The organism is Sulfuriferula sp., assembly GCF_054605375.1.
This window is the reverse complement of sequence record NZ_JBTSEG010000002.1, coordinates 21,547-44,297: the sequence shown is the minus strand read 5'-3', so window position 1 is coordinate 44,297 and position 22,751 is coordinate 21,547. Positions and strand designations below refer to the sequence as shown.

The 22,751-nt window shown below is 58.2% G+C and carries 23 protein-coding genes; 16 read left to right on the top strand and 7 right to left on the bottom strand.

The features are described from left to right. Nucleotides 1-18 precede the first annotated feature (18 nt). The 5 genes from ACYCZJ_RS01800 to mnmL form a co-directional block, all read right to left on the bottom strand. Nucleotides 19-1,575, bottom strand: coding sequence for a lipoate--protein ligase family protein (locus ACYCZJ_RS01800; protein WP_461552517.1), 1,557 nt, complete (start codon nucleotides 1,573-1,575; stop codon nucleotides 19-21). Between the two features lie 17 nt (nucleotides 1,576-1,592). Continuing rightward, nucleotides 1,593-2,222 (bottom strand): PAQR family membrane homeostasis protein TrhA, encoded by a 630-nt coding sequence (gene trhA, locus ACYCZJ_RS01795; protein WP_461552516.1) that lies wholly within the window; start codon nucleotides 2,220-2,222, stop codon nucleotides 1,593-1,595. Next, on the bottom strand, nucleotides 2,219-3,121 hold the full coding sequence (ubiV, locus tag ACYCZJ_RS01790) for a ubiquinone anaerobic biosynthesis protein UbiV (RefSeq protein WP_461552515.1): 903 nt from the start codon (nucleotides 3,119-3,121) through the stop codon (nucleotides 2,219-2,221). Before ubiV ends, trhA begins: the two co-directional genes overlap by 4 nt. A 108-nt stretch (nucleotides 3,122-3,229) precedes the next feature. Continuing rightward, nucleotides 3,230-4,243 (bottom strand): ubiquinone anaerobic biosynthesis protein UbiU, encoded by a 1,014-nt coding sequence (ubiU, locus tag ACYCZJ_RS01785; RefSeq protein ID WP_461552514.1) that lies wholly within the window; start codon nucleotides 4,241-4,243, stop codon nucleotides 3,230-3,232. Further along, entirely contained in the window at nucleotides 4,233-5,189 is a 957-nt protein-coding gene (gene mnmL, locus ACYCZJ_RS01780; RefSeq protein WP_461552513.1) for a tRNA modification radical SAM protein MnmL/YtqA, read from the bottom strand. The genes ubiU and mnmL overlap by 11 nt, the downstream gene beginning before the upstream one ends. A gap of 186 nt (nucleotides 5,190-5,375) precedes the next feature. On the opposite strand from mnmL, the gene ACYCZJ_RS01775 reads away from it, so the two are divergent. The 4 genes from ACYCZJ_RS01775 to ACYCZJ_RS01760 all read left to right on the top strand — a co-directional run bounded on the left by ACYCZJ_RS01775 (nucleotide 5,376) and on the right by ACYCZJ_RS01760 (nucleotide 8,762). Continuing rightward, complete coding sequence (locus ACYCZJ_RS01775; protein ID WP_461552512.1) at nucleotides 5,376-6,620, top strand: NnrS family protein; 1,245 nt, start codon at nucleotides 5,376-5,378, stop codon at nucleotides 6,618-6,620. Nucleotides 6,621-6,687: 67 nt separating this feature from the next. After that, the gene (locus ACYCZJ_RS01770; protein WP_461552511.1) at nucleotides 6,688-7,251 is read left to right on the top strand and encodes a hemerythrin domain-containing protein; all 564 of its coding nucleotides are present in this window, start codon (nucleotides 6,688-6,690) and stop codon (nucleotides 7,249-7,251) included. Between the two features lie 6 nt (nucleotides 7,252-7,257). Further along, complete coding sequence (locus tag ACYCZJ_RS01765) at nucleotides 7,258-7,476, top strand: DUF2249 domain-containing protein (RefSeq protein ID WP_461552510.1); 219 nt, start codon at nucleotides 7,258-7,260, stop codon at nucleotides 7,474-7,476. Further along, nucleotides 7,473-8,762 (top strand): hypothetical protein, encoded by a 1,290-nt coding sequence (locus tag ACYCZJ_RS01760; RefSeq protein ID WP_461552509.1) that lies wholly within the window; start codon nucleotides 7,473-7,475, stop codon nucleotides 8,760-8,762. Before ACYCZJ_RS01765 ends, ACYCZJ_RS01760 begins: the two co-directional genes overlap by 4 nt. On the opposite strand, the gene ACYCZJ_RS01755 is transcribed toward ACYCZJ_RS01760, so the two are convergent. Both ACYCZJ_RS01755 and ACYCZJ_RS01750 read right to left on the bottom strand, forming a co-directional pair. After that, nucleotides 8,757-9,905: an NAD(P)H-dependent flavin oxidoreductase gene (locus ACYCZJ_RS01755; RefSeq protein ID WP_461552508.1), complete on the bottom strand. Its 1,149-nt coding sequence runs from the start codon at nucleotides 9,903-9,905 to the stop codon at nucleotides 8,757-8,759. The two genes, ACYCZJ_RS01760 and ACYCZJ_RS01755, sit on opposite strands and share 6 nt — an antisense overlap. 135 nt (nucleotides 9,906-10,040) lie before the next feature. Beyond that, complete coding sequence (locus ACYCZJ_RS01750) at nucleotides 10,041-10,391, bottom strand: TusE/DsrC/DsvC family sulfur relay protein (protein WP_461552507.1); 351 nt, start codon at nucleotides 10,389-10,391, stop codon at nucleotides 10,041-10,043. A gap of 415 nt (nucleotides 10,392-10,806) precedes the next feature. Between ACYCZJ_RS01750 and ACYCZJ_RS01745 the strand changes: the two genes are divergently transcribed. The 12 genes from ACYCZJ_RS01745 (at nucleotide 10,807) to ACYCZJ_RS01690 (ending at nucleotide 22,744) form a co-directional block, all read left to right on the top strand. Further along, the gene (locus tag ACYCZJ_RS01745; protein WP_461552506.1) at nucleotides 10,807-11,394 is read left to right on the top strand and encodes a Crp/Fnr family transcriptional regulator; all 588 of its coding nucleotides are present in this window, start codon (nucleotides 10,807-10,809) and stop codon (nucleotides 11,392-11,394) included. Nucleotides 11,395-11,841: 447 nt separating this feature from the next. After that, the gene (gene nosZ, locus ACYCZJ_RS01740) at nucleotides 11,842-13,809 is read left to right on the top strand and encodes a TAT-dependent nitrous-oxide reductase (protein ID WP_461552505.1); all 1,968 of its coding nucleotides are present in this window, start codon (nucleotides 11,842-11,844) and stop codon (nucleotides 13,807-13,809) included. Nucleotides 13,810-13,972: 163 nt separating this feature from the next. Then, nucleotides 13,973-16,138, top strand: a complete 2,166-nt coding sequence (locus ACYCZJ_RS01735; protein WP_461552504.1) for a 4Fe-4S binding protein — start codon at nucleotides 13,973-13,975, stop codon at nucleotides 16,136-16,138. Between the two features lie 17 nt (nucleotides 16,139-16,155). After that, complete coding sequence (locus ACYCZJ_RS01730) at nucleotides 16,156-16,602, top strand: transcription regulator (RefSeq protein ID WP_461552503.1); 447 nt, start codon at nucleotides 16,156-16,158, stop codon at nucleotides 16,600-16,602. After that, the gene (locus tag ACYCZJ_RS01725) at nucleotides 16,589-17,806 is read left to right on the top strand and encodes a nitrous oxide reductase family maturation protein NosD (RefSeq protein ID WP_461552502.1); all 1,218 of its coding nucleotides are present in this window, start codon (nucleotides 16,589-16,591) and stop codon (nucleotides 17,804-17,806) included. The genes ACYCZJ_RS01730 and ACYCZJ_RS01725 overlap by 14 nt, the downstream gene beginning before the upstream one ends. Beyond that, on the top strand, nucleotides 17,784-18,752 hold the full coding sequence (locus ACYCZJ_RS01720) for an ABC transporter ATP-binding protein (RefSeq protein WP_461552501.1): 969 nt from the start codon (nucleotides 17,784-17,786) through the stop codon (nucleotides 18,750-18,752). Before ACYCZJ_RS01725 ends, ACYCZJ_RS01720 begins: the two co-directional genes overlap by 23 nt. Continuing rightward, nucleotides 18,749-19,567 carry an ABC transporter permease gene (locus tag ACYCZJ_RS01715; RefSeq protein WP_461552500.1) on the top strand — a complete coding sequence of 273 codons (819 nt, stop codon included), beginning with the start codon at nucleotides 18,749-18,751 and terminating at the stop codon, nucleotides 19,565-19,567. Before ACYCZJ_RS01720 ends, ACYCZJ_RS01715 begins: the two co-directional genes overlap by 4 nt. Further along, nucleotides 19,564-20,103 (top strand): nitrous oxide reductase accessory protein NosL, encoded by a 540-nt coding sequence (locus tag ACYCZJ_RS01710; protein ID WP_461552499.1) that lies wholly within the window; start codon nucleotides 19,564-19,566, stop codon nucleotides 20,101-20,103. Before ACYCZJ_RS01715 ends, ACYCZJ_RS01710 begins: the two co-directional genes overlap by 4 nt. A 1-nt stretch (nucleotide 20,104) precedes the next feature. Then, the gene (locus ACYCZJ_RS01705) at nucleotides 20,105-20,368 is read left to right on the top strand and encodes a hypothetical protein (protein WP_461552498.1); all 264 of its coding nucleotides are present in this window, start codon (nucleotides 20,105-20,107) and stop codon (nucleotides 20,366-20,368) included. Nucleotides 20,369-20,370: 2 nt separating this feature from the next. After that, nucleotides 20,371-20,721, top strand: a complete 351-nt coding sequence (locus tag ACYCZJ_RS01700; RefSeq protein WP_461552497.1) for a toxin-antitoxin system TumE family protein — start codon at nucleotides 20,371-20,373, stop codon at nucleotides 20,719-20,721. 73 nt (nucleotides 20,722-20,794) lie between these two features. Further along, nucleotides 20,795-21,640 (top strand): electron transfer flavoprotein subunit beta/FixA family protein, encoded by an 846-nt coding sequence (locus tag ACYCZJ_RS01695; protein WP_461552496.1) that lies wholly within the window; start codon nucleotides 20,795-20,797, stop codon nucleotides 21,638-21,640. 18 nt (nucleotides 21,641-21,658) lie between these two features. After that, nucleotides 21,659-22,744 carry an electron transfer flavoprotein subunit alpha/FixB family protein gene (locus ACYCZJ_RS01690; RefSeq protein WP_461552495.1) on the top strand — a complete coding sequence of 362 codons (1,086 nt, stop codon included), beginning with the start codon at nucleotides 21,659-21,661 and terminating at the stop codon, nucleotides 22,742-22,744. Nucleotides 22,745-22,751 lie beyond the last annotated feature (7 nt).

Here is a 22,751-nt window from a genome sequence, read left to right as displayed (position 1 = left end):
GGCCGTCGCCTCACCCTTTCACCCCGTGCGGGGCACGAATTTAATCACCTGATGCAATACTTCCGTATCCAGATGCGCCTGTGCCTGAAACTGGCCGGCATAGGCCAGCTCTTCCTGTTTTAACTCGTAGCAGTTTGAACCGCTGATATCCATCAGCAGCGCGGGCATGCCTGCCTGCAGAAATGCACGGTGGCGCTTGATAAAAAAACTGCTGCAACACATGCCGATGTAGGCCCCGACGTCACGTGCCTTCATATCAGAAAGCGTTGCTACAAGATGTTCATAGTGGGTAACTGTGGTCACCTGCATGCCGCGCTCCCGCGCCAGGCGATAAGCCTCCCCGACCTCGCACAGCCCACATTCGGTGCAGCCATCGCGTGTGCGCCACTTGCACCAGGCCGGTTTTGCGCAGTACGGCACCAGCATGACACTTGCCTGGTTCAAAATCTGCCGCGCGCTTACTGCTTGCGGGCTGTATATCATCAGGGCATTAAGCTGCTTGCTGCTGAGTTGCACGTCGCGGTGCAGGGACAGCTTGTCCAGCAGGATATGTAATAGCCGCACCACATCTTGCGCGCCAAGTCCCGGCGTATCCACACCGTTCTCGCGGAAAAAATCCATGATGCGCTGGTGCGCATGCGCTATCGGCAAACCTTGCAGCGCACGCTGTAATTTGCACAACAAATCGCCGGGATCAAGGTGGATATCACCGCCAATTTCTATCCATTCAATCCGCTTGTCTTCTCCATCAAAAACGGCGCGCGCGCGCAGTGTTCCACCCGGCGTTTTCCACAGCGATTCCAGTGCGGAGGTCCGGTCTCCCCGCCAATCAAGCTGATGGGCTGCGGCGTTTTCCTCCGCCAAGGCATTGCATGATGGCGTGTGCGCTCCGCTGCCCTTCGTCCTGCCGCCGAATTGCAGTCTCAGCCCTGTCGATAAACCGTTGATTATGGCCGCCTGGATTTTTTCCAAATCAGGAATTTTCCCCAAACACTCCTTGACGGTGACCAAGCGTTCACGCGCAGCGGACAGCCCGTCAGGGGACAATTTCTCGGTGGGCACACGCAACGCTTCGAGCATGGTTCGAATATCGGCATCCAGCAGCAATGTGCCTTGCAACAGCAAGGATTCTGCTTCGCAGGCGGCAAACAGAGTGGCAATTTTGCGCCCTTCGATTTCCAGGTCGTTCGGATAGGTGTAGCGCGCACCAATGCCCAGGCGCTTCAATCCTTCCGACAATGCTCTGGAAAACAGCGCAAGCAATTGTTCAAGACCAAGCTGACGCCAGGTGTGTGGCCGCTTCAGAATCAGCGACCAGCCCAATTGCCGGGGATCCAGATAAATCGCGCCGCCGCCGCTGAGCCGCCGCACCAGCGCAATGTCATTGCTGCGACAGTAATCGATGCGCAGTTCACGGTCGATAATCTGGTGGCGCCCCACACTTGCGCTCGGCAAGCTACGATAAAACCGCAACTGATCCGGGCAAGCGCCTTGCGCATGCAAATCCAGGTAATGCCGGTCGATAGCGTTATTCGCGGGCCCGCTCTGCAAGCCGCTGTCCAGTACCCTAATCATGGGAAGTTCAATCACTTTCATGCTACATAGAAAAGTATGGCGAAATAATGGCAGGCACTACCGGCCAGCACGAACACATGCCAGATACCGTGCCCATGCTTTATCCACCGTTCCAGCGCGTAAAAAATAATGCCCACGGTGTAGAACACACCGCCCGCCAGCAGCCACGCGAAGCCGGCATGTGGCAGGGCATTCAACAATGGCTTCAGGGCAATCAAGGCGAGCCATCCCATGGCTAGATAAATCACCACCGGCAGAATTCTGCGTTTTCCCCAAGGCAATGAGTCCACCACAATTCCCAGCACCGCCATACCCCAGATCACGCCAAACAGCGACCACCTCCAGGCCCCATGCAGCGTTACCAGGGTAAACGGTGTGTAGGTGCCGGCAATCAGCAGGTAGATCGCATAATGATCCAGCTTGCGAAACACATCCTTGGCTCTGCCTCGCAAGCTGTGATACAGGGTGGAAAACAGATACAGCAACAGCAGCATCGCGCCATAAACGCTGAAGCTGACGATCTTCCACGGATTACCCTGTCCCGCCGCCAGCACGATGAGCACGACCGCACCGCCAGCCGCAAGCGCCGCGCCTATGAGATGGCTGTAGCTGTTGAATCGTTCGCCCTGCTCCATCGCGGTGCTCATGTTTTGCTCGATATATGACTCTGCTCCAGCCCGGCGCTACCTCGCCAGTAACCGTCGCACATGCCATCCGGCATGAGTTTATCCATTTGCAGCAATGCGCTGTGTGGCGTGCATGGCTGATCCATGCAGGTACGGAACAAGCTGATGATTTTCGCGCTGTGGGCAATCTGCGGACTGATGCGCAGCATGTCCACGCCCATGCTGCGCAGGGTATCCAGCTCGCCGATCAGGTTATAGGTGCGCGCGGATTGCGTCTGAATGCCGTTCAACACCAGAAAAGGCTGGTCTTCGCGAGTGCGCATGGATAACCCGTTGGGATAATCCAGGCAGCGGAACTGGCAATCGTCCTTGGGCAGGTTATGGGCGCGCGCGGTAAAACAGCGTGCCGAAAAAGCCAGCGGCAATCTGCCGTAGGCGAATATTTCCGTTTCCATCCCGGCAGGGCGCATGCGCTGTATCGGGGCGAGCATGGCGCCCGACATTTCCGGCGGCGTTACCCAGCGCTGTGCGCCCAGCGTGGCCAGGAGACTCAGGCTGCGGTCATTGTAAACATTGAGATGCGGCCCGGCGACAAACGGCATCTTGCCGGCCAGCAGGTGCACCGCGCCCATGTCGTTTGCTTCCACCATAAAACTGCCGTTATCCGCAATGTTGCGCAGGCTTTTCAAGTCCGATTCGGATTCAATCAACACCTGCGTGGAAAGCACCACCTGCTTGCCCGCGTCAGCCAGCTTCGCGGCAACGTCCAGCCAATCCTGCAAGCGCAGGTTGTGGCGCCGGGAGCACACGGTTTCGCCCAGATACACGATATCCACCGGCGTGGCGGCAATTTCCTCGTAAAAATCCAGCAGCGTATCGCGTGCCCAATAATATAAAACCGGCCCGAGTGCGAGTTTCATTATCCTATTCCGTTTTCAAATCAAATGTGAACGCGAAGGCGGAGCGCAGACAGTACACTTGTACGGCAAGCGACACCGACAAAGTGCACGTTTTATTTGGAAACTGAATTATTTCCATGGTCTGTGATAGGCGCCCAGTGTGTGTTGCTGCCCTTCGGCCACTTTATTCAGTTCGGCCATCCATGCCGCTTTCACAACGTAGTTGTGCGGCTCGCGCTGGCAGGCATCAATCGCATCGCGCCACACCCGCGTTACTTGCGCGACGTAGGCCGGACTGCGCTGCCGCCCCTCGATTTTGATGGCGGCGATGCCGATGCGCATCAGCTCCGGCAACAGCTCCAGCGTGTTGAGGCTGGCTGGTTCCTCAATGGCGTAATAGGTTTCCTCGCCCACCTTGAAACGCCCCTTGCACAAGGTCGGGTAACCGGCATTTTCAGTATCGGCATAACGGTCTATCAATACGCCATTGAGCCGGGATTCCAGGCCTTGCGCGGTTTGTTTCCAGCGCACCGCCTTGGCGGGAGAACACACGCCGCAGGTGTTGGGCGACTCCCCGGTGACATAAGACGACAGCGTGCAACGCCCTTCCACCATGACGCACAGGCTGCCAAAACCGAATACTTCGATTTCCACCGAGGTATGTTGGCGCAGCTGTTCAACCTGCGCCATGGAAAGCACGCGCGGCAGCACGGCGCGGCTGATGCCGAACTGCTCCTGGTAAAAATTGATCGCCTCGTAGTTGGTTGCGGAACCCTGCACCGACAAATGCCGGCGCAGCTGCGGATGATGCTCGGCGGCGTATTGCATCAATCCCAGATCAGCCAGAATGATCGCATCCACCCCCAGGCCGGCGGCCTGATCCACCGCATCTTGCCAGCGTTGCCAATTCCCGGTTTGCGGGTAAGTGTTCAGCGCCACCAGGACTTTTGCCCCGGCCGCATGGGCAAAACGTATGCCCTCGCGGGCGGCGCTGGCGTCGAAATTCAGACCGGCGAAGTTGCGCGCGTTGGTACCATCGCGGAAGCCGATGTAAACGCAATCGGCGCCGTTATCCACTGCGGCTTTCAATGCAGTCAGACTGCCTGCCGGACATACCAGGTCCAGCTTCGCTTCAGGCGACATAAGCCCATTCCTTTGCATAGTGTGGATCCTGCGCGAACTCGCCCTGGCGGTGGTTGCGCCGGCGCAGTTCGCCTTCGATGCCGTTCAGCACATTCCATTTCTGCGAGCACCAGACTGGCGCCAGCAGAATATCCTTCGCCGCCGTGCCGGTTACCCGGTGGAACACGATGTGCGCCGGCGTGCGCTCGATCAGATCGGCGGCAATGCGCAGGTAGTCGCCCATGGCGAGGGGCGAATATTCGCCGCGTCGCCACTGGTTCGCCAGCAGGGTGCCTTTCACCACGTGCAATGGATGCAGCTTCAGGCCGTCCACGCCCAGCGCCAGCACCGTATCAAGGCTGGCGTGGTAGTGCGCGTCGCTTTCGCCAGGCAGGCCGAGGATAAGGTGGGCACACACCGGAATGCCGCGTCGTCTGGCGGCTACCACGGCGGTCTGGTATTCCGCCAGACCGTGCCCGCGATTGACGCGCGCAAGCGTTTCGTCAAACGCGGATTGCAGCCCCAGTTCCAGCCACACCTCCATCCCCTCTGCACGGTAACCGGCGAGCAGATCGAGCACTGCATCCGGCACACAATCCGGGCGCGTGCCCACCGCCAGGCCGATCACGTCCGGCTCGGACAGGGCTTCCCGATACAGCGCGTCCAGCTGCTGCACGCTGGCGTAGGTATTGGTGTAGGCTTGAAAATAGGCAATGAAGCGCCGCGCACGGGTACGCCTGGCAATTGCGCGCCGCCCGGAAGCAAGCTGGCTGGCAATGGAAGGCGCATTACGGCCGTTGGGACTGAACGAGGCGTTATTGCAGAATGTGCAGCCGCCGATGCCTTTGCTGCCGTCCCGGTTGGGGCAGGTAAAACCGGCGTCAAGCGCGATCTTGTGCACCCGCTGGCCATGGCGCCGCAGCATGAACTGTCCGAAGGTGTGGATGTAGTCCGAAAGCGCCATCATCTTCACCCTGTAAAGCGGGGAGCCGTATTCCTATCGGTAATTAATGACATCAGAATACGCCAACTGCCGAAACGCCAAATTGATATAGATCAAGTTTTGAGTGCACCGCTCGCGCTAGCATGCTAAAAATGGCTAAAGCCGGTTTCGATTTCCCCAAGGCGACCGGCGCCAGCAAGGAAAAACACTATGAATATGAACAAGCCTTTATCAGTCTGGCGGCAGACTGCGGCCGCGCCCCACCGCAGCATGTTCCTGGCGGGAACGCTGCAAGGGGTGGCGGCAATGCTGTGGTGGGTGTGCGATCTGGCCGGGCGTTACGGCATTGCCGGCAGCGCGACGGCATGGCACATAACGCCGGTGTGGGCGCATGCCTTCTTGATGATATATGGTTTTTTTCCGTTCTTTATTTTCGGCTTTCTGTTCACCACCTACCCCAGCTGGATGAATGCGGTGAAAATTCCGCCGCGCCGCGCACTCAGCGCCAGCCTGCTGATGGCAGCAGGCGTCGCGCTGTTTTACCTCGGCCTGGCGCTGGGAAAACCGCTCGCTGCTGCGGGCGTGGCGGTGATGCTGGCCGGATGGGGCGCGGCAGTGTATGCGTTGTTGCGCGTAATGTTCGATGCCCCGCGCCAGGACAAGCGCCATCCGGCCGTGACCAGCGCAGCGCTGGTATTCGGCTGGCTGGGGATGGCTGCCTATCTGCTGTGGCTGCTGACCGGGCAAGCCCTGCTGCTGGACTTCTCCCTCGCTGCCGGCATCTGGTTTTGCCTGCTGCCGATTGTCATGACCGTGAGCCATCGCATGATCCCGTTCTTTTCCAGCCGGGTGCTGGAAAACTACGTGGTGGTCAGGCCGTACTGGATACTCTGGCTGATGCTCGCCTGTACAGCGGGACATGGGATATTGCTGCTGTGGGAAGCGCACGCCTACCTGTGGCTGGCCGACCTGCCGCTGGCCGCTTGCGCGCTGTATCTGTCTTTCACCTGGGGATTGCTGCGCAGTTTCCGCGTCAGCCTGCTGGCGGTACTGCATATCGCGTTTGCCTGGCTGGGTCTGGCCATGCTGCTGTTCGGTGCGCAGAGCCTGGCGCTGTTTGCGAGTGGAGGCGAGCTGGCGTGGTTCGGCCTGGCACCGCTGCACGCGCTAACCATCGGCTATTTCGCCAGCATGGTGCTGGGCATGGTCTCGCGCGTCACGCTCGGCCATGCCGGCCGGCCGCTGGTGCTGGACCGGCTCACCTGGCTGCTGTTTATCGGATTTCAAGGCTCGGCACTGATCCGGGCGCTGGCCGACATCGTCCCCGCAGCCGCCCGGTTGGCGCCGGATTTGTATCTGCTGGCAGGCTTGGTCTGGCTGGCCTGCTTCGTTCCGTGGGCAATACGCTACATTCCCAATTACTGGCGGCCACGCGCCGACGGCAAGCCCGGCTGACGAGACACCTGCCGCTGCGGGCAGCCTGGTTTCCGTACGTGCTCCGTGCCCGGTCTGAAAAATCATTGTGAACGGCAATCAAGGAAACCTTGATATAAGTCAAGGTGCTTCGCGTTCAGAAACTTGCATACTTGCACTCCGCAAACAGCACTTAAACGGACACAAAGACAAGGAGTATGCCGTGGAAACAATCAGCAACTATCTCGCTTCGGATCATCGCCAGTGCGATGACTATTTTGCTATGGCGGAGGAATTCGCGGCAAGGCAGGACTGGCCTGCCACAACTGCGAGTTTTGAACAGTTCCACTCCGCCATGGCCCATCACTTCGGGATGGAGGAGCAGGTGCTGTTCCCTGCATTCGAACGCGAAACGGGAAACACCATGGGCCCCACGCGGATGATGCGCATGGAACATGAACAAATGCGCGATCTGTTTACACACATGGCCGCTGCCGTTGCAGCGCAGGATGCGGATGAATATGCGGGGCTTTCCGAAACCCTGCTGATCATGCTCCAGCAGCATAATCTCAAGGAGGAACAGGTACTTTATCCGATGTCGGACCAGGCGCTCGGCGTCAGGGTGGCGGAATTGCTCCAGCAGATGAAAGAGGCTCCCGGCAGCGCCGGGTAAGGCGTCATGGCGGGTGAAATAACCCTGGATGTGCGCGGCCTGGATCCACCCGAGCCGCTGGTGAAGGTGCTGATCGCACTGGAAACCCTGCCGAGCGGAGACAGCCTGCGCATGCTGCTCAACCGCGAGCCTTTTCCGCTGTACGGCCTATTGCAGGAAGATGGCTATCAGTACCGTACCGAAACCTTTGCGGACGGACATCTTGAAATAATCATCTGGCGGTGAATGCGCCCATTTCCAGCCTGTCCCTGCAGCAGGCGCCACCGATTTCGGTTCCTTTCAGATTCTTTCTCAGCGCACCCCTGTTTCTATTGCTGGCAGCCCTGATATTGCTGGTTTCCGGCCCACAGGCGCTGGTGTCGCGCTGGACGCCCGCCCTACTTGCGCTGACGCATCTGGTCACACTGGGTTTCCTGTCCATGACCATGATCGGTGCACTGATGCAAATGCTCCCGGTGCTGGCGGATTCGCCTATGCCGCAACCGCGGCGGGTAGCCTGGATGGTGCATGTTCCATTGGTTGCAGGCACGGCAATGCTGGCGTCCGGCCTGTTTTTTTCGCAAACCGGCCTGCTCGATGCTGCCATTTTCCTGCTGGCGTTTGCGCTTGGCGTATTCCTGATCGCGGCCGCTTACAGCCTCGCCGCTTCACGAGTGCGCCATGCCACAATACACGCCATGCGTTTTGCCGGCATCGCCCTGATGCTCACCGTTGGGCTGGGCATTGCGCTTGCCGGTACGCTGAGCGGTTACTTCCATCTCCCGGCGCAGGAACTCGTCAGATTGCATGTGGCGTGGGGTCTGCCGGGCTGGGTCGGCCTGCTGGTCATGGGTGTGGCGTACCAGGTGGTGCCCATGTTCCAGTTGACGCCGGCCTACCCTGCCCGACTTACCCGATGGCTCGGCGGCTCGGTGTTTTTGTTGCTGTGCGCGGGATCCCTGACGTCGCTGACAGCCCCGCTGCTGGCGTCATGGGGCGGCTCGCTCGCTGCGGGCGGTATAGCCATCGGATTCGCAGTGTTTGCGGGCGCTACCTTGTATTTGCAGGCAAAAAGACGGCGCAGAATAGTCGATGTCACCCAGCAATTCTGGCGCATTGGCATGCTCAGCCTGCTCACCGCCGTTGCGCTCTGGGCGAGCGCTCAACTGGTGACCGGAATCGCGGCAGATTCGCGTTACCCTATCGTTTTGGGTGTGCTGTTCATGTTTGGTTTTGCGGTGTCGGTAGCCAGCGGCATGCTGTACAAGATTGTGCCGTTCCTGATCTGGTTTCATCTGCAAGGCCGTCTGCCCAAGGGCAGTACGGTTCCCAACATGAAACAGATCATCTCCGGCCCCACGGCGCGGCGTCAGATGCAAGCGCACCTGGCAACACTGCTATTGCTGCTCGGTAGCAGTGCATGGCCTGTGCTGATTTACCCGGCCGCGCTGACGTTGGGCTTCGCCTCTTGCCTGCTGTGGCTGAACCTGTTCACCGCAACGCGGCTGTATCTGAAGTTTGCGCGTTTATGAAAGCGCGGGCATCCTGCCATTCAGCAGGTATTCCAGCAATTCCCGCACCGGCCGGATGGCCGCACCGAACGGCAGGCTTTCCGAGCCCCTGAAGAACAGGCCCTTGCCGATATCGCCGCGCAACGCGGCAGCCAACTGTGAATCGATGCAGAATTGCCCGGCTTTCGCGATGCCGTCGCGCAGCCCGCACTGGGTCAGGCAATGCAAGCCGGATGCGCAGCGCTCCGGATGGCTTTTGGCGCAGCCCTGCAGTTTGCTTTCCCGGCGCAGGTAATTGGTTAGCCACGGTGTGCGCACGGCGCGCGCAGGCAGGCCGGCGACGCTCATGAACGTGACGATGTCTTCCGGCCTGGCTTCCGCCAGCACTTTTTTGAAGTTGGGGTGGGCGTCACCCTCCTCGGTCACTGCGAACGGGGTGCCGATCTGCACCGCGCTGGCACCGAGTGCGAGCAGGTCGCGAATCTTTTCGTGGGTGTTGATGCCGCCGGCCGGGATCAGCGGGATCTGTTCGCGTTCGATGCCCAGTTCCTTGAACAGCTGGAATACGCTGTCCAGAATCCCGGGGAAATCGAAGCGGGGGTCGTTGATGTCCTCCGGTTTGGGAGCGCCAAGGTGGCCGCCGGCATAGCGTGGGTGTTCGATCACGATGGCGTCGGGCAGGCGATGCTTGCGCATCCATTTCTTCAGCACAATGCCGATTCCACGCGCATCGGACAGGATGGGGATCAACGCCACTTCGGGGAAACCTTCGGCCAGTTCAGGCAGATCCAGCGGCAGGCCGGCGCCCATGACGATGGCTTGTGCTCCGCTCGCGCATGCCTGGCGCACCAGGGCGGGGTGCTCGGCCACGGCTTTCATGGCGTTGACCGCCACGAGGCCTGCGCCGCCCGCCGTGTCGAGGGCGGCTTTGATTTCCCGATCCAGGGCGAGCAGATTGAGCTGGTCCAGCGCCGCCTTGTCGCGGCAGTGCTTGCTCTGCGCGAGCAGGTCGGGGTGATGATGGCGCAAGTCGATGCTGGCAATGGTGCCGATCGCACCCAGCCGCGCCACCGCACCCGCCAGCCGGTGCGCGGATATACCCACGCCCATGCCGCCTTGCACGATGGGCAGCAAACGCCGGCCTTTAATATAAAAATGGGACAAATTGGTCTCCAGCATTTATTAGGTACCTCTAAGACGGCGGGTCACCCGCCCCTAACGGGATAGGAATTCACGATCTTCATATCCGTATCAAGTATACACTTCGCTGCCTGGAATCAGGTGCGGCTGCTGTGACTGTCAGTGCTCACCCTTGGTGCGCAGCAACCCGGCCAGGCGATTGCCCTGCTTCTGGGGGCCGCCTCTGGGGAACATATCATGCAAATGCCGGTTGCTGCCCGGCTCGGCTCCCCATTTTTCGCTGAAATGTTTCACCATGATCCGTACCTGGGCCTGCACGTCATGCTCATGGAAATAGGTCCGTAAAAAGCGGATCACCTCCCAGTGCCGCTCGGTGAGGACCAGCCCTTCCTGGTCTGCCAGGGCGCATGCAAAATCCTCGGACCAGTCGCCCAGATTATGAAGATAGCCTTCGGAATCCGTTGGAATTGCCCTGCCATTCACCTGCACGGTTTGGTTATGCTTGTCCATCTCGCGTTACCTCCACAATTCCAGACATGCCGTTGTCCGGTAAATTTTGAAGCTATTTTGCCACATTACTGCTTTGTGCCAAGAGGCCGTTAAAAAAACATGGCATTTACCCTACCGGCCTTCATCAATTGAATCGAAAGCTTGGCGAAATAGTGCGCGCCCATGGAGGCAAACGGCGTTTCGTTTGATGTTGTGATATCACTTGTGAGATGCTGAGCGGGGTGGATTTCCGGTGTGAGAGGCCGCCGGATCGCGCTCAGGCGGTGCGCGATTGATTCCATGCATTTTTCTGACTGAACCCGTATCGAGGAGCATGACCACGGAAAATTCAAAAATACATTCTTTACTGGCAAATGTGCCTCTGTTCAGCGCGTTGCAGCCAGCGGAAATAGAATGCATCACATCAGGGTCGAGAGTGCTGAAGGCAGCTCGCGGTGAAATCCTGTTCCATAGCGGGGATGCCTCCAATGGCTTCTTTGTCGTTGTACACGGCCAGATAAAGCTGGCCTTTACATCGCCTCATGGCATGGAAAAAGTTGTGAATCTGATGGGGCCGGGGGACAGCTTTGGAGAGGCCGTCATGTTTCTGGATAAGCCTTATCTGGTATTTGCGCAAGCGCTTGCCGATTCACTGCTGATTCATGTCGGAAAGGAGGCTGTACTTGACCAAATTGAACGGAACCCCGGGCTTTCTCGTAAAATGCTGGCCGGACTGAGCATGCGGCTTCATACCCTGGTACGGGATGTGGAAGCCTATTCCCTGCGTTCGGGCGTGCAACGAGTGATCGGTTATCTGCTTCAGAACGATCAGGACCCTTCTTCAAAAGGGGATGCCTTTCGCTTCCGCTTCCCGGCAAGCAAGCTGATTATTGCCTCGCGCCTGAACATCTCGCCGGAGACACTTTCCCGGATATTGCACGATCTCAGCGCAGCCGGTTTGATTCGCGTTGAGGGCAAGCAGGTTGCGGTTCTGGATATCGAGCGCTTGCGCGCCTATGGCTAACCCGGATATTCCATAAATTGACGCGCGTCCTCACCGGTCTTTTGATTGACGAGACCGGAGCCGGGCATATTGGATTACCGGCGTCGCTGAGTTGCCCTGTCGGCGTCTGGGCGGGGTCCGCGTCCTGCAACGGGCGCATGAGGGTATGCATACGGACTCCGGATTTTTGTCCGCGATTATGCCCTGAGCATTGCCTGGTTTTGCTGGCCTGAAGTCAATCCTGATCGCCGCTGCCCGACTATTTCATTTCCAAACCGAACATCTTCCGCCGGATATTTTCAATGCGGCGCAATTTTCTTGATCTTCCTTGATACAGATCAAGAAACAAAATATCTGCAACCTCTAATATTGTACTCATTCTGCGACCAAATGACGCAGCAACCGCATGATGCTGCGGCTGATTTGATAATCTAGGGCGCAAGGGTCTTTAACCGAGGAGTAAAAAAAATGACTTCCAGTGACTGGAAAGACAGGGGAATAACAGAGCTTCAGGATGCAGGCAGGCGCAAGTTCCTGAATACGGCCGCATTGGCCGGCCTTGCCGGCACCGGGCTGTCGGTTGGATTGTCGTCGTGTAAAAAAGCAGGAGAAAGCGTCACGCAACCCGGTGCCGGCAAGGCCGGCGAAGCTTCGACCAAGGTGTCGTCAGCCGCGACTTACGGAGAGTTTGAAGTCCCGCCTGGGCAACTCGACGAGTATTACATGTTTAACAGCGGCGGCCATTCCGGCGAAGCACGCGTCTACGGCCTTCCTTCCGGCCGGCTCATTAAACGGATCCCTATTTTCAACCGGGACTGCGAGAGCGGCTGGGGGATCACCAACGAATCCAGGGCAATCATCGGCACCAAGGCGGACGGCAGTCTGAAATCCACCACCGGAGATACCCACCATGTGCACGGCTCCTATACCGACGGCACCTACGACGGGAAATACCTGTGGACGAACGACAAGATCAATAGTCGTCTGGCGCGAATCCGGCTGGATTATATGGTGTGCGACAAGATCATCGATATTCCCAACGTCCAGGGATTCCACGGCATTTTCCCCGACAAGCGCGACCCGGTTGACCCCAAGATCAATCACACCACGAGGATATTTTGCGGCCAGGAGTTCCACATCCCGCAGCCCAACGACGGACGGGATGAAAACGATCCGAAAAAATATTACTGTGTTTTTACCTGCGTCGACGCCGAGAGCATGAACGTCCGCTGGCAGTGCAAGGTCGACGGCAACCTGGATCTGGTCGCGACCTCCTATGATGGCACGCTGGCCGGATCCAACCAGTACAACACCGAGAACGGCGTACATTACGAGGACATGATGTCCGCTGAGCGGGATGCCTGCGTGCTGTTCAACATCGCCCGCATCGAAGCGGCGGTCAAGGCAGGCAAGCACTTCACCATCGGGGACTCGAAGGTGCCGGTTGTGGATGGCACCAAGGATGCAAACAAGGATCCGAAGACGGCACTCACCTGCTATGTGCCGGTTCCAAAAAACCCCCACGGGGTCAATACTTCGCCAGACGGGAAATATTTCGTCTGTGCCGGCAAGCTCTCGCCCACCGCCACGGTCATCGACCTTGGCCTGGTTCATAAATGGTTCAACGGAGAATTGAAGGCGCCTCGCGACACTGTGGTGGCGGAACCGGAGATCGGCCTGGGGCCCCTGCATACCGCGTTCGATGGCAGAGGCAATGCCTATACAACGCTCTTTCTGGATAGTCAGGTTGTCAAATGGAATATCGATAAATCAATCGCTCAGTTCAAGGGCGACAAGCAGGTGGACCCCATACTGGACCGCATTGACGTGCATTACCAGCCGGGGCACGGCTTTACCTCGATGGGCGAGACGAAGGAAGCGGACGGCAAATTTTTTGTCTCCGACAACAAATTCACCAAGGACCGCTTCCTGCCAGTGGGGCCAAGGCACCCGGATCAGGATCAGATGATCGATATAAGAGGCGACAAGATGCACCTGATCGCCGACCACTCCGTCGACCCGGAACCTCACGACGCCATCATAGTGAAGCGCGACAAGATCAGGACCCGCCAGATCAATGACCTGAACGAGCATCCGCTCGCGGTAAAGGATGCGAAGGACTGCCGCGTGGAGCGCAAAGGCAGGAAAGTTACGATACACCTGACTTCCCAGGCTCCGGCGTTTGGACTGCGGGAGTTTACCGTCAGACAAGGTGACGAGGTTACGATTATTCTCACTAACCTGGATAAGGTTGAAGATCTGACTCATGGCTTCGCGATTCCGATGTATGACATCAATTTTGTCGTCAACCCGCAGCAGACCAAATCGGTAACTTTCAAGGCAGACACACCGGGAGTCAGTTGGGTCTATTGCAGTAATTTCTGTCATGCCCTCCACCTGGAAATGCGTAGCCGCATGATTGTGGAAAAAGCTTAACTCGCACATTGCGCGGAGGGCGATCGACCAGATTAATGTCCGGCTGCATTTTTGCAACTTGTTTCGATTCAGTTGGACATTGGCTGAGCCCCGTGAGCTTGCCTTACGGGAGCGTGGCGTGAAGTTTCTGGCGGGCAGTTTTTGTTACGGGCAAAATTTTCTGATGAAACATCGATGTAGCTGGTTTTTCGTGGTGCTGTCGTTGCTGTTTGCGTGCGCGGGCGCGCGGGCTTCCATCTATTCCACGGAACTGCCGCCCCAGCTTTCGAGCGCTGCGGACATGTGTACCTATGCGCCCTGTGGAGACGTGATCAAGGCCGACAGCTTTTCCAACCGCATGGGTAGCCCGAGTTATGTCGAGGCCTACACAACACACGACGGACAAAAAAAACTGGCCGGCTACGTTTTTTTGTCGACCGATATCGTGGATATTCCGGCCTACTCCGGCAAGCCTGTCGTGACGCTCATCGGCATGGATACCCAGGGCGTGATTACCGGACTGAGAGTCCTGAAGCACAGCGAGCCGATCTTGCTGGTGGGTATCCCGGAATCAAAGCTGGTCGATTTTGTCCGGCAATATGTAGGAAAATTCGCCGGAAGCCGGTTCGAGATTGGCAAGGCAAGCGAAGCGGACGACTATATCGGGCTGGATGCCATCAGCGGCGCCACCGTCACCGTCATTACCGAGAATCAGGTGATCTCCCGCAGCGCTTACGAAGTCGCCAGAGAAGTTGGCATCATCAAGGCCGTCCCGAGAGCACAGGCAAAACTGGCGCCCGTTGCCGAGCGGCTCGACTGGGGAACACTGCTCAAACAGGGCAGCATCCGCAGGTTGACGGTACAGCCTGGGGAAATCGGCGTAAGAGATACCGGGCAACCCTATATCGACCTCTATTTCGGCTACCTCAACGTCCCGAGCATCGGGCGCAGCATTCTGGGCGACAGTGACTATCGGCGCTTAATGGAGGAACTGAAACCCGGCGAGCATGCCATCTTCGTCATCGGGAACGGAACGGCATCCTTCAAGGGCACGGCCTTCGTGCGCGGAGGAATATTCGATCGCATTCAGATCAGGCAGGGAATGGATACATTCACATTCCGCGATAGCGATTACCAGAATTTGTACGGCGTTCTCGCCCAGGGTGCCCCGCGTTTTACAGAGTCAGGCATCTTCATTCTGCGCAGCCCGGCTTTCAGTGCCGCCTATCCCTGGAAGCTGGTGTTTCTCGCACATAAACTCGACACCGAAACCGGCACCAAAACCTTCGCCAATTTTGAACAGGAATACTGGCTTCCGGCGCGATACCTGGAAGGAGGAAGGCCAAAGGTGGAAACGCCGGAGCCTGTCTGGGTGCGGCTATGGCTTTCCAAGCGGTTCCAGATAGCTGCGTTTGTTCTGTTGCTGGCCGCCGCAGCAGCGGTTTATGCCTTGCGCGACAAACTGGTGCGCCGCGCCAATCATAAAGACAAGCGCTGGGTGTCGCTGCCGAAAACGCTGTTCTGGATTGCCAGCGCCGGATTCGTCGGGTTCTTCGCCATGGCGCAGCCGAGCATTACCCAAGTGCTTACGTGGTTCCACGCGCTGCTGTACCAGTGGAAATGGGAGCTTTTCCTGTCGGATCCGTTCATCTTTATTTTTTGGTGGTTCATCATCGCCAGCGTATTCATCTGGGGACGCGGGCTGTTTTGTGGCTGGTTGTGCCCGTACGGTGCCGTGACGGAACTGGCGTACAAGCTGGCGGGCATGGTTGGCCTCAAGCGCTTTCAGTTCCAGCTTAGCAAGCCGTTGCATGACAAACTGAAGTGGGTGAAATACGGCGTGTTTGCGACGCTGCTAGCGGCGTCTTTCTATTCCATGGGGGCGGCAGAAAAAATGGCGGAGGTGGAGCCGTTCAAGACCACGTTCCTGGTGGGCGTGTGGAACAGGTCCTGGCCCTTCGTGCTCTACTGGTCGGCGTTGATGGTGCTATCGCTGTTCATGGAACGCCCATTTTGCAAGTATTTGTGCCCTCTCGGGGCCAGCTTGGCGATTCCATCCACGTTTCGTTTTTTCGGGCTCAAGCGCAAGGCGGAGTGCCAGAGTTGCCATGCCTGCGCGAACGGTTGCGGCTCCCTCGCCATCGATGACAAGGGCAAGATAGATCAGCGGGAATGCCTGCTCTGCCTGGATTGCATGGTGATGTATTACGACGGCACGGCCTGCCCGCCTTTGGTGAAGGAGCGAAAAACAAGGCAAAAGCAGGGCGTCCCACTCACGCCGATCGGTAAAAATGGCTATTTCTTGCCGGTGAAAGAAATTGAAATACCGCGAACCGTTAACCAATCCTAGCCAATGGGTGTCGATCAATGAAAACTCGGAGCAGCGACAAGCCAGACAAGCAGGGTGGACCCGATGAAGCTCCCACGGGAATTTTCCGCTGGTTACGTGACGAGGCCATTGACCACCTGATTCCGTGGGGACCGAAATTTCTGTCCAAGAAGGCAGGGGTGCAAGCGCTCGGGATCGGCCTGGCCGTAGTCGTGACCGTCGCTTGGATACTAGCTGCTACGGGACAGATTCGACCAGCGATTGTCATCGCCTGGTGGGTGGGTTGGAGTGTATACGAAGTGCTGTGCCGTAGCCGATGCAAGCCCTGGGTCAAAGAAGGTCCGTGGTGGGGGAACCAGCGCAGACCCGCGACCCTACCCGATCTGATCGCTTATGTGGCCACGAAAAACCTGTTGATAGGCGCTGGAATATTCCTGGTGCTAAAGCTGTTGTGGAAAGCGTTCTCAAATTATGGGGGCAATTGAACCGAGCGGGCGCGCGCGCATAGTTCGTCCCGGCGAATCCATTGCAGCGGCGGTTTCGGCGGCTCGGCCGGGCGATCTCGTCAGTGTCGAACGCGGCCTGTATACGGAGCATGTGGTGATCGACAAGCCGATTACGCTGCGCGGTCTCGGAAGGCCCACTTTAAGCGGCGCAAACCTTGGCGACGTGATTCGTGTGAAGGCGCCGGACGTGGTCATAGAAGGATTAATCGTGCGCGATAGCGGACCGGATTTAACCGCTCAGAACGCCGGCATTTATGTGGAACCCGGCTCTCACCGGGCCGTGATCCGCAACAATGTTCTCGCGTACACCCTGTTCGGCATGTGGCTGCAAGGCATCAATGATATTCGGGTGACGAACAACCTGATCACGGGCAAGCGGGACTTTTTGTCATCCCAGCGCGGCAACGGCATCCAGCTCTATGACACGCTGGGCGCGCAGATTATCGGCAATGACATCGGCTTCACCCGCGACGGTATTTATGTTGATGTTTCCCATCACGCGCTGTTCCAGGGAAACAAAATGCACCACTTGCGCTACGGCACGCACTACATGAACTCCTACCATAACGTCTGGGAGGGCAACGAATCCTATCTAAACCGGGGTGGGCTGGCACTGATGGAAGTGCGCAATCAGGTAGTACGGAACAATAAGGCGTGGGGCAATTCCGATCACGGCATCATGCTGCGCACCCTGCAGGATTCGGTGATCGAGAACAACGTCGTGGCGGGAAATTTTAAGGGGTTCTTTATCTATGACGCGGAATACAACAGCATCAAAAACAACCTGGTCATCGACAACCAGATCGGCGTGCATCTGTGGGCCGGATCGACCCACAACCAAGTGGAAGGCAACGACTTTATAAGGAATCGAGACCAGATCAAATATGTCGGCGCAAAGGACGAATACTGGGACGGCAATTATTGGAGCAATTACGTCGGATGGGACCGGAATGGCGATGATATCGGAGACATCCCCTACGAGGCCAATGACGTAGTCGACCGCCTGACCTGGAAATACCCTCTGATGAAACTGCTGCTGAATAGCCCTTCCGTCCAGACGCTGCATTTGGTGGCAGCCCAATTCCCTGTTTTACGGGCGCCCAGCATCGTGGACCGGCATCCGCGCATGAGACCGTATCACGCCGACTGGAGGAAATGGATTGGAAGAAAACGCGATGATTGAGCTGCGGCAGGCGGCCAAGCGCTTCGGGGATATCCTCGCCGTGGACGGCGTCGATTTGTCGGTGCGAAAGGGTGAGATATTCGGGCTCATCGGCCATAACGGAGCCGGAAAAAGCACCTTGTTCAAAATGATGCTGGGGCTGGAGCCGCCGACTTCCGGCGAAATTCTCGTTGATGGACAACGGCCGCGCGGGGAAGCATTCCGGCAGGTGCGTCGCGCGCTTGGCTATCTACCCGAGAACGTGGTGTTTTACGACAATTTGACGGGGTTGGAGACCCTTTGGTTCTTCGCCGATTTGAAACGTGCCGACCGGGCGACGTGCCCGGATTTGCTGGCGAAGGTCGGGCTCGGCGCTGCCGCCCGCAGGCTGGTGCGCGGATACTCGAAGGGCATGCGTCAGCGTCTCGGGTTCGCGCAGGCCCTCCTGGGGCAACCCAAGATACTGTTTCTGGATGAACCGACCAACGGCCTCGACCCCGAAGGAATCCGGGAGTTCTACCGTATCTTGGAGGAGCTGCGTGCGCACGGGGTGACCGTGGTACTGACGTCTCACATTCTGGCCGAAATCCAGGGACGGGTGGAGCGGCTGGCGATTATGAAAATGGGGGAAATTTGTGCAATGGGGACGCTGCAATCCCTGCGTGAGCAAATGGCTCTTCCCCTACGCTTTCGCGTCAGCCGGCTCGACGGCGATGCGGATGCCTTGCGGCGCCTGCTTCAGCAGGTGGGAGAGACGAGTGTGTACGACGGCAGCCGGGGCACGCTGGTCGTCGAGTGCCCCAGGGCGCAAAAAATGTCGGTACTGCGTGTGCTCGCATCCGCCACGAGGGAAGTCGCCGATATCCAGATCGAAGAGCCCACCCTGGAGGATGTGTTTCTGGGCTATGGGAATGAAAGAGCGGAAACGGGCAAACCGATTCCTGAATTATCGGAGGGGCGGCGGTGAGGATCGATTTTCGGCAGGTGGCGACGATCGCCGCCAAGGAATTCTGGGATCGTATCCGGAATCGCTGGGTGCTTGTCACTGCGGTCGTATTCGCCGCGTTTGCCCTGGCCATTACCTATTTCGGTGCGGCGCAGCAGGGCGGCGTGGGTTTCATGGGCATCGAGGTCACGATCGCGAGCCTGGTGAGCCTGGTCATTTATCTTGTTCCGTTGATCGCATTGATTCTGGGGTTCGATGCCATTGTCGGCGAGCGCGAGCGCGGATCGCTGGACCTCCTGCTGTCAATGCCGATTACCCGGTTTGAGCTGCTGCTCGGCAAATTTTCCGGCCTTTCCGCAGCGCTGGCTTTTTCCACCCTGGCGGGGTTCGGTTTGGTCGGGCTCTTGCTGTCATACCAGCAGCTCGACCTGCCCGGCCTTTACCATTATTTCGGCTTTGTGCTGAGCGCCATCTTGATGGGCATGGCATTTCTCAGCATTGCCGTACTGACTTCCGTAGTGGCGACCGACAGGGCCCGGGCGAGCGGCGCCGCCATCGGCGTGTGGTTCTTTTTTGTACTGGTGTATGACCTGGTGTTGCTCGGCGTTCTGGTGGGAGCGGGCGGTGCTGGCGGGAACGCGTTTCCCTTTCTGCTGTTGCTCAATCCGGCAGACGTGTTCCGCATTCTCAATGTGTTCAGTTCCGAACAAGCGAGAACGTTTTACGGACTGGCGACGGTGTTCCCTAAAACCTTGTCTGACCCCTGGCTTCTCGGCTCGATCATGGTGTTCTGGATTGCCGCTCCCTTGGGTTTGGCGGCTTGGAGGTTCAAATGAAGCTTAAAACCAACTCAGTCGGCTGGCTAGGTCGCGCGGCCAAAACCGGACTTTCGGCTCTCGTTGTGCTCTCGGTGGTGGCCTGTCACAAGGCCGACCAGCCAATTCAACCGATAATGCCGACATCCCAGACCGCCTGTGCCCTGGACGGTATGCTGCTTCTGGATTTCCCGGGGCCGAAAGCGCAGATTCATTACGCGGACGGAGAAACGGATTTCTTCTGCGATACGATGGAAATGTTCTCTATTTATCTGAGGCCGGAACAGCAAAGGAGGATCAAGGCGATCTTCACTCAGGACATGGGCAAAGCGAATTGGCAAGCACCCCTGGGGCAATGGATAGACGCCAGAAAAGCATACTACGTTGACGGCAGCAACATGTCCGGAAGCATGGGGCCCACATTGGCGTCATTTGCCCGCATGGAAGACGCTCAAACGTTCTCGAAGAAACATGGCGGCAAAGTGTTGCGTTTCGATCAGGTTACTCCGGAAATGACCACCCTTGGCGGAGGCGTAATACACGACGAAAGGATGTGAAATGAGCAATTTTTTTGAGAACATTCCCTATGAAGAGGCCGAGCATATCGACCGCATCACGAAGCTCACGTTTGAGCTGCGGGAAAATCGTTTAGAAGTGCTGAAGAGACACGGCGTGGCGGATGAGGCACAGCTCAAGCAGGCTATTATTGAAGGGGCGGTAGAGGAGCATCCAGGCTACGAGGACTACTTGAGCGCCAGCATCCTCGATGCGACGAGAGAAGTCATTCGCGATGACCTGAATGCCTATCTGAAGGGACTTTAACCATGCTACTGCATCTTGAGCTGAAGGACGAAATTGCAGCGCAATACACGCACGAGCTCGCGGCGGACCCGGCATTCTCGCAGGATGCCCTGACGGTCACGTTTGTTAACGGCCTTGTGGTGGAACTGCGCTACCTGAACGCCGACGAATATTCCGTGCAATGGCTATGGCGTGAAGCGCTGCTACGCATCGATACCGCGCCGGTCCATCCAGGACTTGCGACATTCCCTAACCATTTTCACGATGCCGACGGCACGGTGAAGGCCGATCCTGTGACTGTTCCGGGCCGGGAACCGTGGGAGAACGTGCGCGCCTTGCTGGATGCGATTCTCGAGAGACCCTTGTCGTGTTGAATCGCTACGGTTCCGCGAACGTGTCTTTGCCATGATTTTACGATGACGCATTAGTACCCGTGGAGGGAAAGCAATGCACAGCGTGGTTTGCATCAAGCAGGTACCGGACAGCGCCCAGATCCGCATCCATCCGGTCACCAACACCATCATGCGGCAGGGGGTGCCTGCCATCATCAATCCCTACGATCTGTTTGCGCTGGAAGAAGCCTTGCGTCTCAGGGATCATTTCGGCGGCAAGGTCACGGTGATCACCATGGGTCCGTCCCAAGCCGAACCGGCGTTGCGCAAGGCGCTGGCTTACGGCGCGGACGACGCCATTCTGATCACTGACAAGTCTTTCGCCGGTGCCGATACGCTGGCCACCAGCTATGTCCTGGCCGCAGCGATCCGCCAGATCGCCAGGGAAGAGCCGGTGAATATGGTGTTTACCGGCAAACAGACCATCGATGGCGATACCGCCCAGGTAGGCCCAGGCGTCGCCAAACGGCTCGAATTGCAGCTCCTGACTTACGTGTCGAGAATTGTTTCCGTAGACCCGGACAAACGCGAGATCGTGGTGGAACGCCGCGCCGAAGGCGGCGTCCAGGTGCTCAGGACAGCGTTGCCCTGCCTTATCACCATGCTGGAAGGCAGCAATGCCATGCGCTTCGGCTCCATGCCCGACCTGTTCCGCGCCGCCCTCCATCCGCTCAGGCAATGGGACAGAGCGGCAGCAGGTATTGAGGACGTGACCAAGGTTGGCCTCAAGGGTTCGCCGACGATCGTAAACAAGGTGTTCACCCCTACTCCGCGCGCCACCAAGGCGGAAATTATTACAGTGGATGGCGGCAGTTCCCAGGAGCTTGCCGTGGCGCTAATCGCCCGCCTGGGCACGCTTTTTCCTCAAGTGGAAAAAGAGCTGGCCAAGCGTGCCCGCTAAATCAACAGGATCGATGTCATGAGCGAAGCAGTGCAGACCAGGAAAAGCCGTCACAAGGGCGAACTCAACCCACGCCTGGCAGCTTACAAAGGCGTGTGGGTGTTCATCGAGCACGAGCGCGGGCAGGCGCATCCGGTGTCGTGGGAGCTGTTGGGCGAAGGGCGCAAGCTCGCCGACCTGCTGGGTGTGGAACTCGCCGGCGTGGTGCTGGGCGCAGCCGGCGAGGAAACCCGGCGCTTCTGCGCGGAAGCCTGCCGGTACGGTGCGGACCTATGCTACCTGATGGAGAACGAGGTATTGCGGGACTACCGCAACGACCCGTTCACCCAGGGACTGACTGAATTGGTAAACACTTACCAGCCGGAAATCCTGTTGCTGGGCGCCACCACCCAAGGACGCGATTTAGCAGGAAGCGTCGCGACCACGCTGCAGACCGGCCTCACCGCCGACTGCACGGCGCTCACCATCGAGCCGGAAAACCGCGGCCTGCTGGCTACCCGCCCTACTTTCGGCGGCAGCCTGCTATGTACCATCGTCACCCTCAACTACCGTCCGCAGATGGCTACCGTGCGCCCGCGGGTGATGGCCATGCCGGAACGGGACGCAAGCCGCACCGGGCGCATCGTCGAACATCCCCTGGCGCTGGCGGAAGACGACATCGTCACCAAGGTGCTGGAATTCATCGCCGACGACAGCCGGGACAAACCCCAGCTGCCTTTCGCCGATGTGATCGTGGCCGGCGGCCGCGGTTTGGGCAAGCCGGAGAACTTTCAATTGATCTGGGATCTGGCGGAAGTATTGGGCGCCGAGGTGGGCGCTTCCCGTCCGGTGGTGCAGGCGGGCTGGGTGGAACCGGACCGGCAGGTCGGCCAGTCCGGCAAAACGGTGCGCCCCAAGCTGTATATCGCCGTCGGCATCTCCGGGGCCATTCAGCACCGGGTGGGGATGGAAGGAGCGGATTGCATCATCGCCATCAATAACAATCCCGATGCGCCGATTTTCGATTTCGCCCATCTCGGCATCGTCGGCGATGCGCTGACGCTACTGCCGGCTCTGACCGAGGCGTTCCGGCAGAAGCTGGCAACCATGAAGCAAACAGGATAGGCAGGAA

Coding starts and splice junctions, on each gene's coding strand:
- ACYCZJ_RS01800 (WP_461552517.1), bottom strand. CDS start 1,575: ATGATTAGGGTACTGGACAGCGGCTTGCAGAGCGGGCCCGCGAATAAC.
- trhA (WP_461552516.1), bottom strand. CDS start 2,222: ATGAGCACCGCGATGGAGCAGGGCGAACGATTCAACAGCTACAGCCAT.
- ubiV (WP_461552515.1), bottom strand. CDS start 3,121: ATGAAACTCGCACTCGGGCCGGTTTTATATTATTGGGCACGCGATACG.
- ubiU (WP_461552514.1), bottom strand. CDS start 4,243: ATGTCGCCTGAAGCGAAGCTGGACCTGGTATGTCCGGCAGGCAGTCTG.
- mnmL (WP_461552513.1), bottom strand. CDS start 5,189: ATGATGGCGCTTTCGGACTACATCCACACCTTCGGACAGTTCATGCTG.
- ACYCZJ_RS01775 (WP_461552512.1), top strand. CDS start 5,376: ATGAATATGAACAAGCCTTTATCAGTCTGGCGGCAGACTGCGGCCGCG.
- ACYCZJ_RS01765 (WP_461552510.1), top strand. CDS start 7,258: ATGGCGGGTGAAATAACCCTGGATGTGCGCGGCCTGGATCCACCCGAG.
- ACYCZJ_RS01750 (WP_461552507.1), bottom strand. CDS start 10,391: ATGGACAAGCATAACCAAACCGTGCAGGTGAATGGCAGGGCAATTCCA.
- nosZ (WP_461552505.1), top strand. CDS start 11,842: ATGACTTCCAGTGACTGGAAAGACAGGGGAATAACAGAGCTTCAGGAT.
- ACYCZJ_RS01735 (WP_461552504.1), top strand. CDS start 13,973: ATGAAACATCGATGTAGCTGGTTTTTCGTGGTGCTGTCGTTGCTGTTT.
- ACYCZJ_RS01730 (WP_461552503.1), top strand. CDS start 16,156: ATGAAAACTCGGAGCAGCGACAAGCCAGACAAGCAGGGTGGACCCGAT.
- ACYCZJ_RS01725 (WP_461552502.1), top strand. CDS start 16,589: ATGGGGGCAATTGAACCGAGCGGGCGCGCGCGCATAGTTCGTCCCGGC.
- ACYCZJ_RS01710 (WP_461552499.1), top strand. CDS start 19,564: ATGAAGCTTAAAACCAACTCAGTCGGCTGGCTAGGTCGCGCGGCCAAA.
- ACYCZJ_RS01705 (WP_461552498.1), top strand. CDS start 20,105: ATGAGCAATTTTTTTGAGAACATTCCCTATGAAGAGGCCGAGCATATC.
- ACYCZJ_RS01700 (WP_461552497.1), top strand. CDS start 20,371: ATGCTACTGCATCTTGAGCTGAAGGACGAAATTGCAGCGCAATACACG.
- ACYCZJ_RS01695 (WP_461552496.1), top strand. CDS start 20,795: ATGCACAGCGTGGTTTGCATCAAGCAGGTACCGGACAGCGCCCAGATC.
- ACYCZJ_RS01690 (WP_461552495.1), top strand. CDS start 21,659: ATGAGCGAAGCAGTGCAGACCAGGAAAAGCCGTCACAAGGGCGAACTC.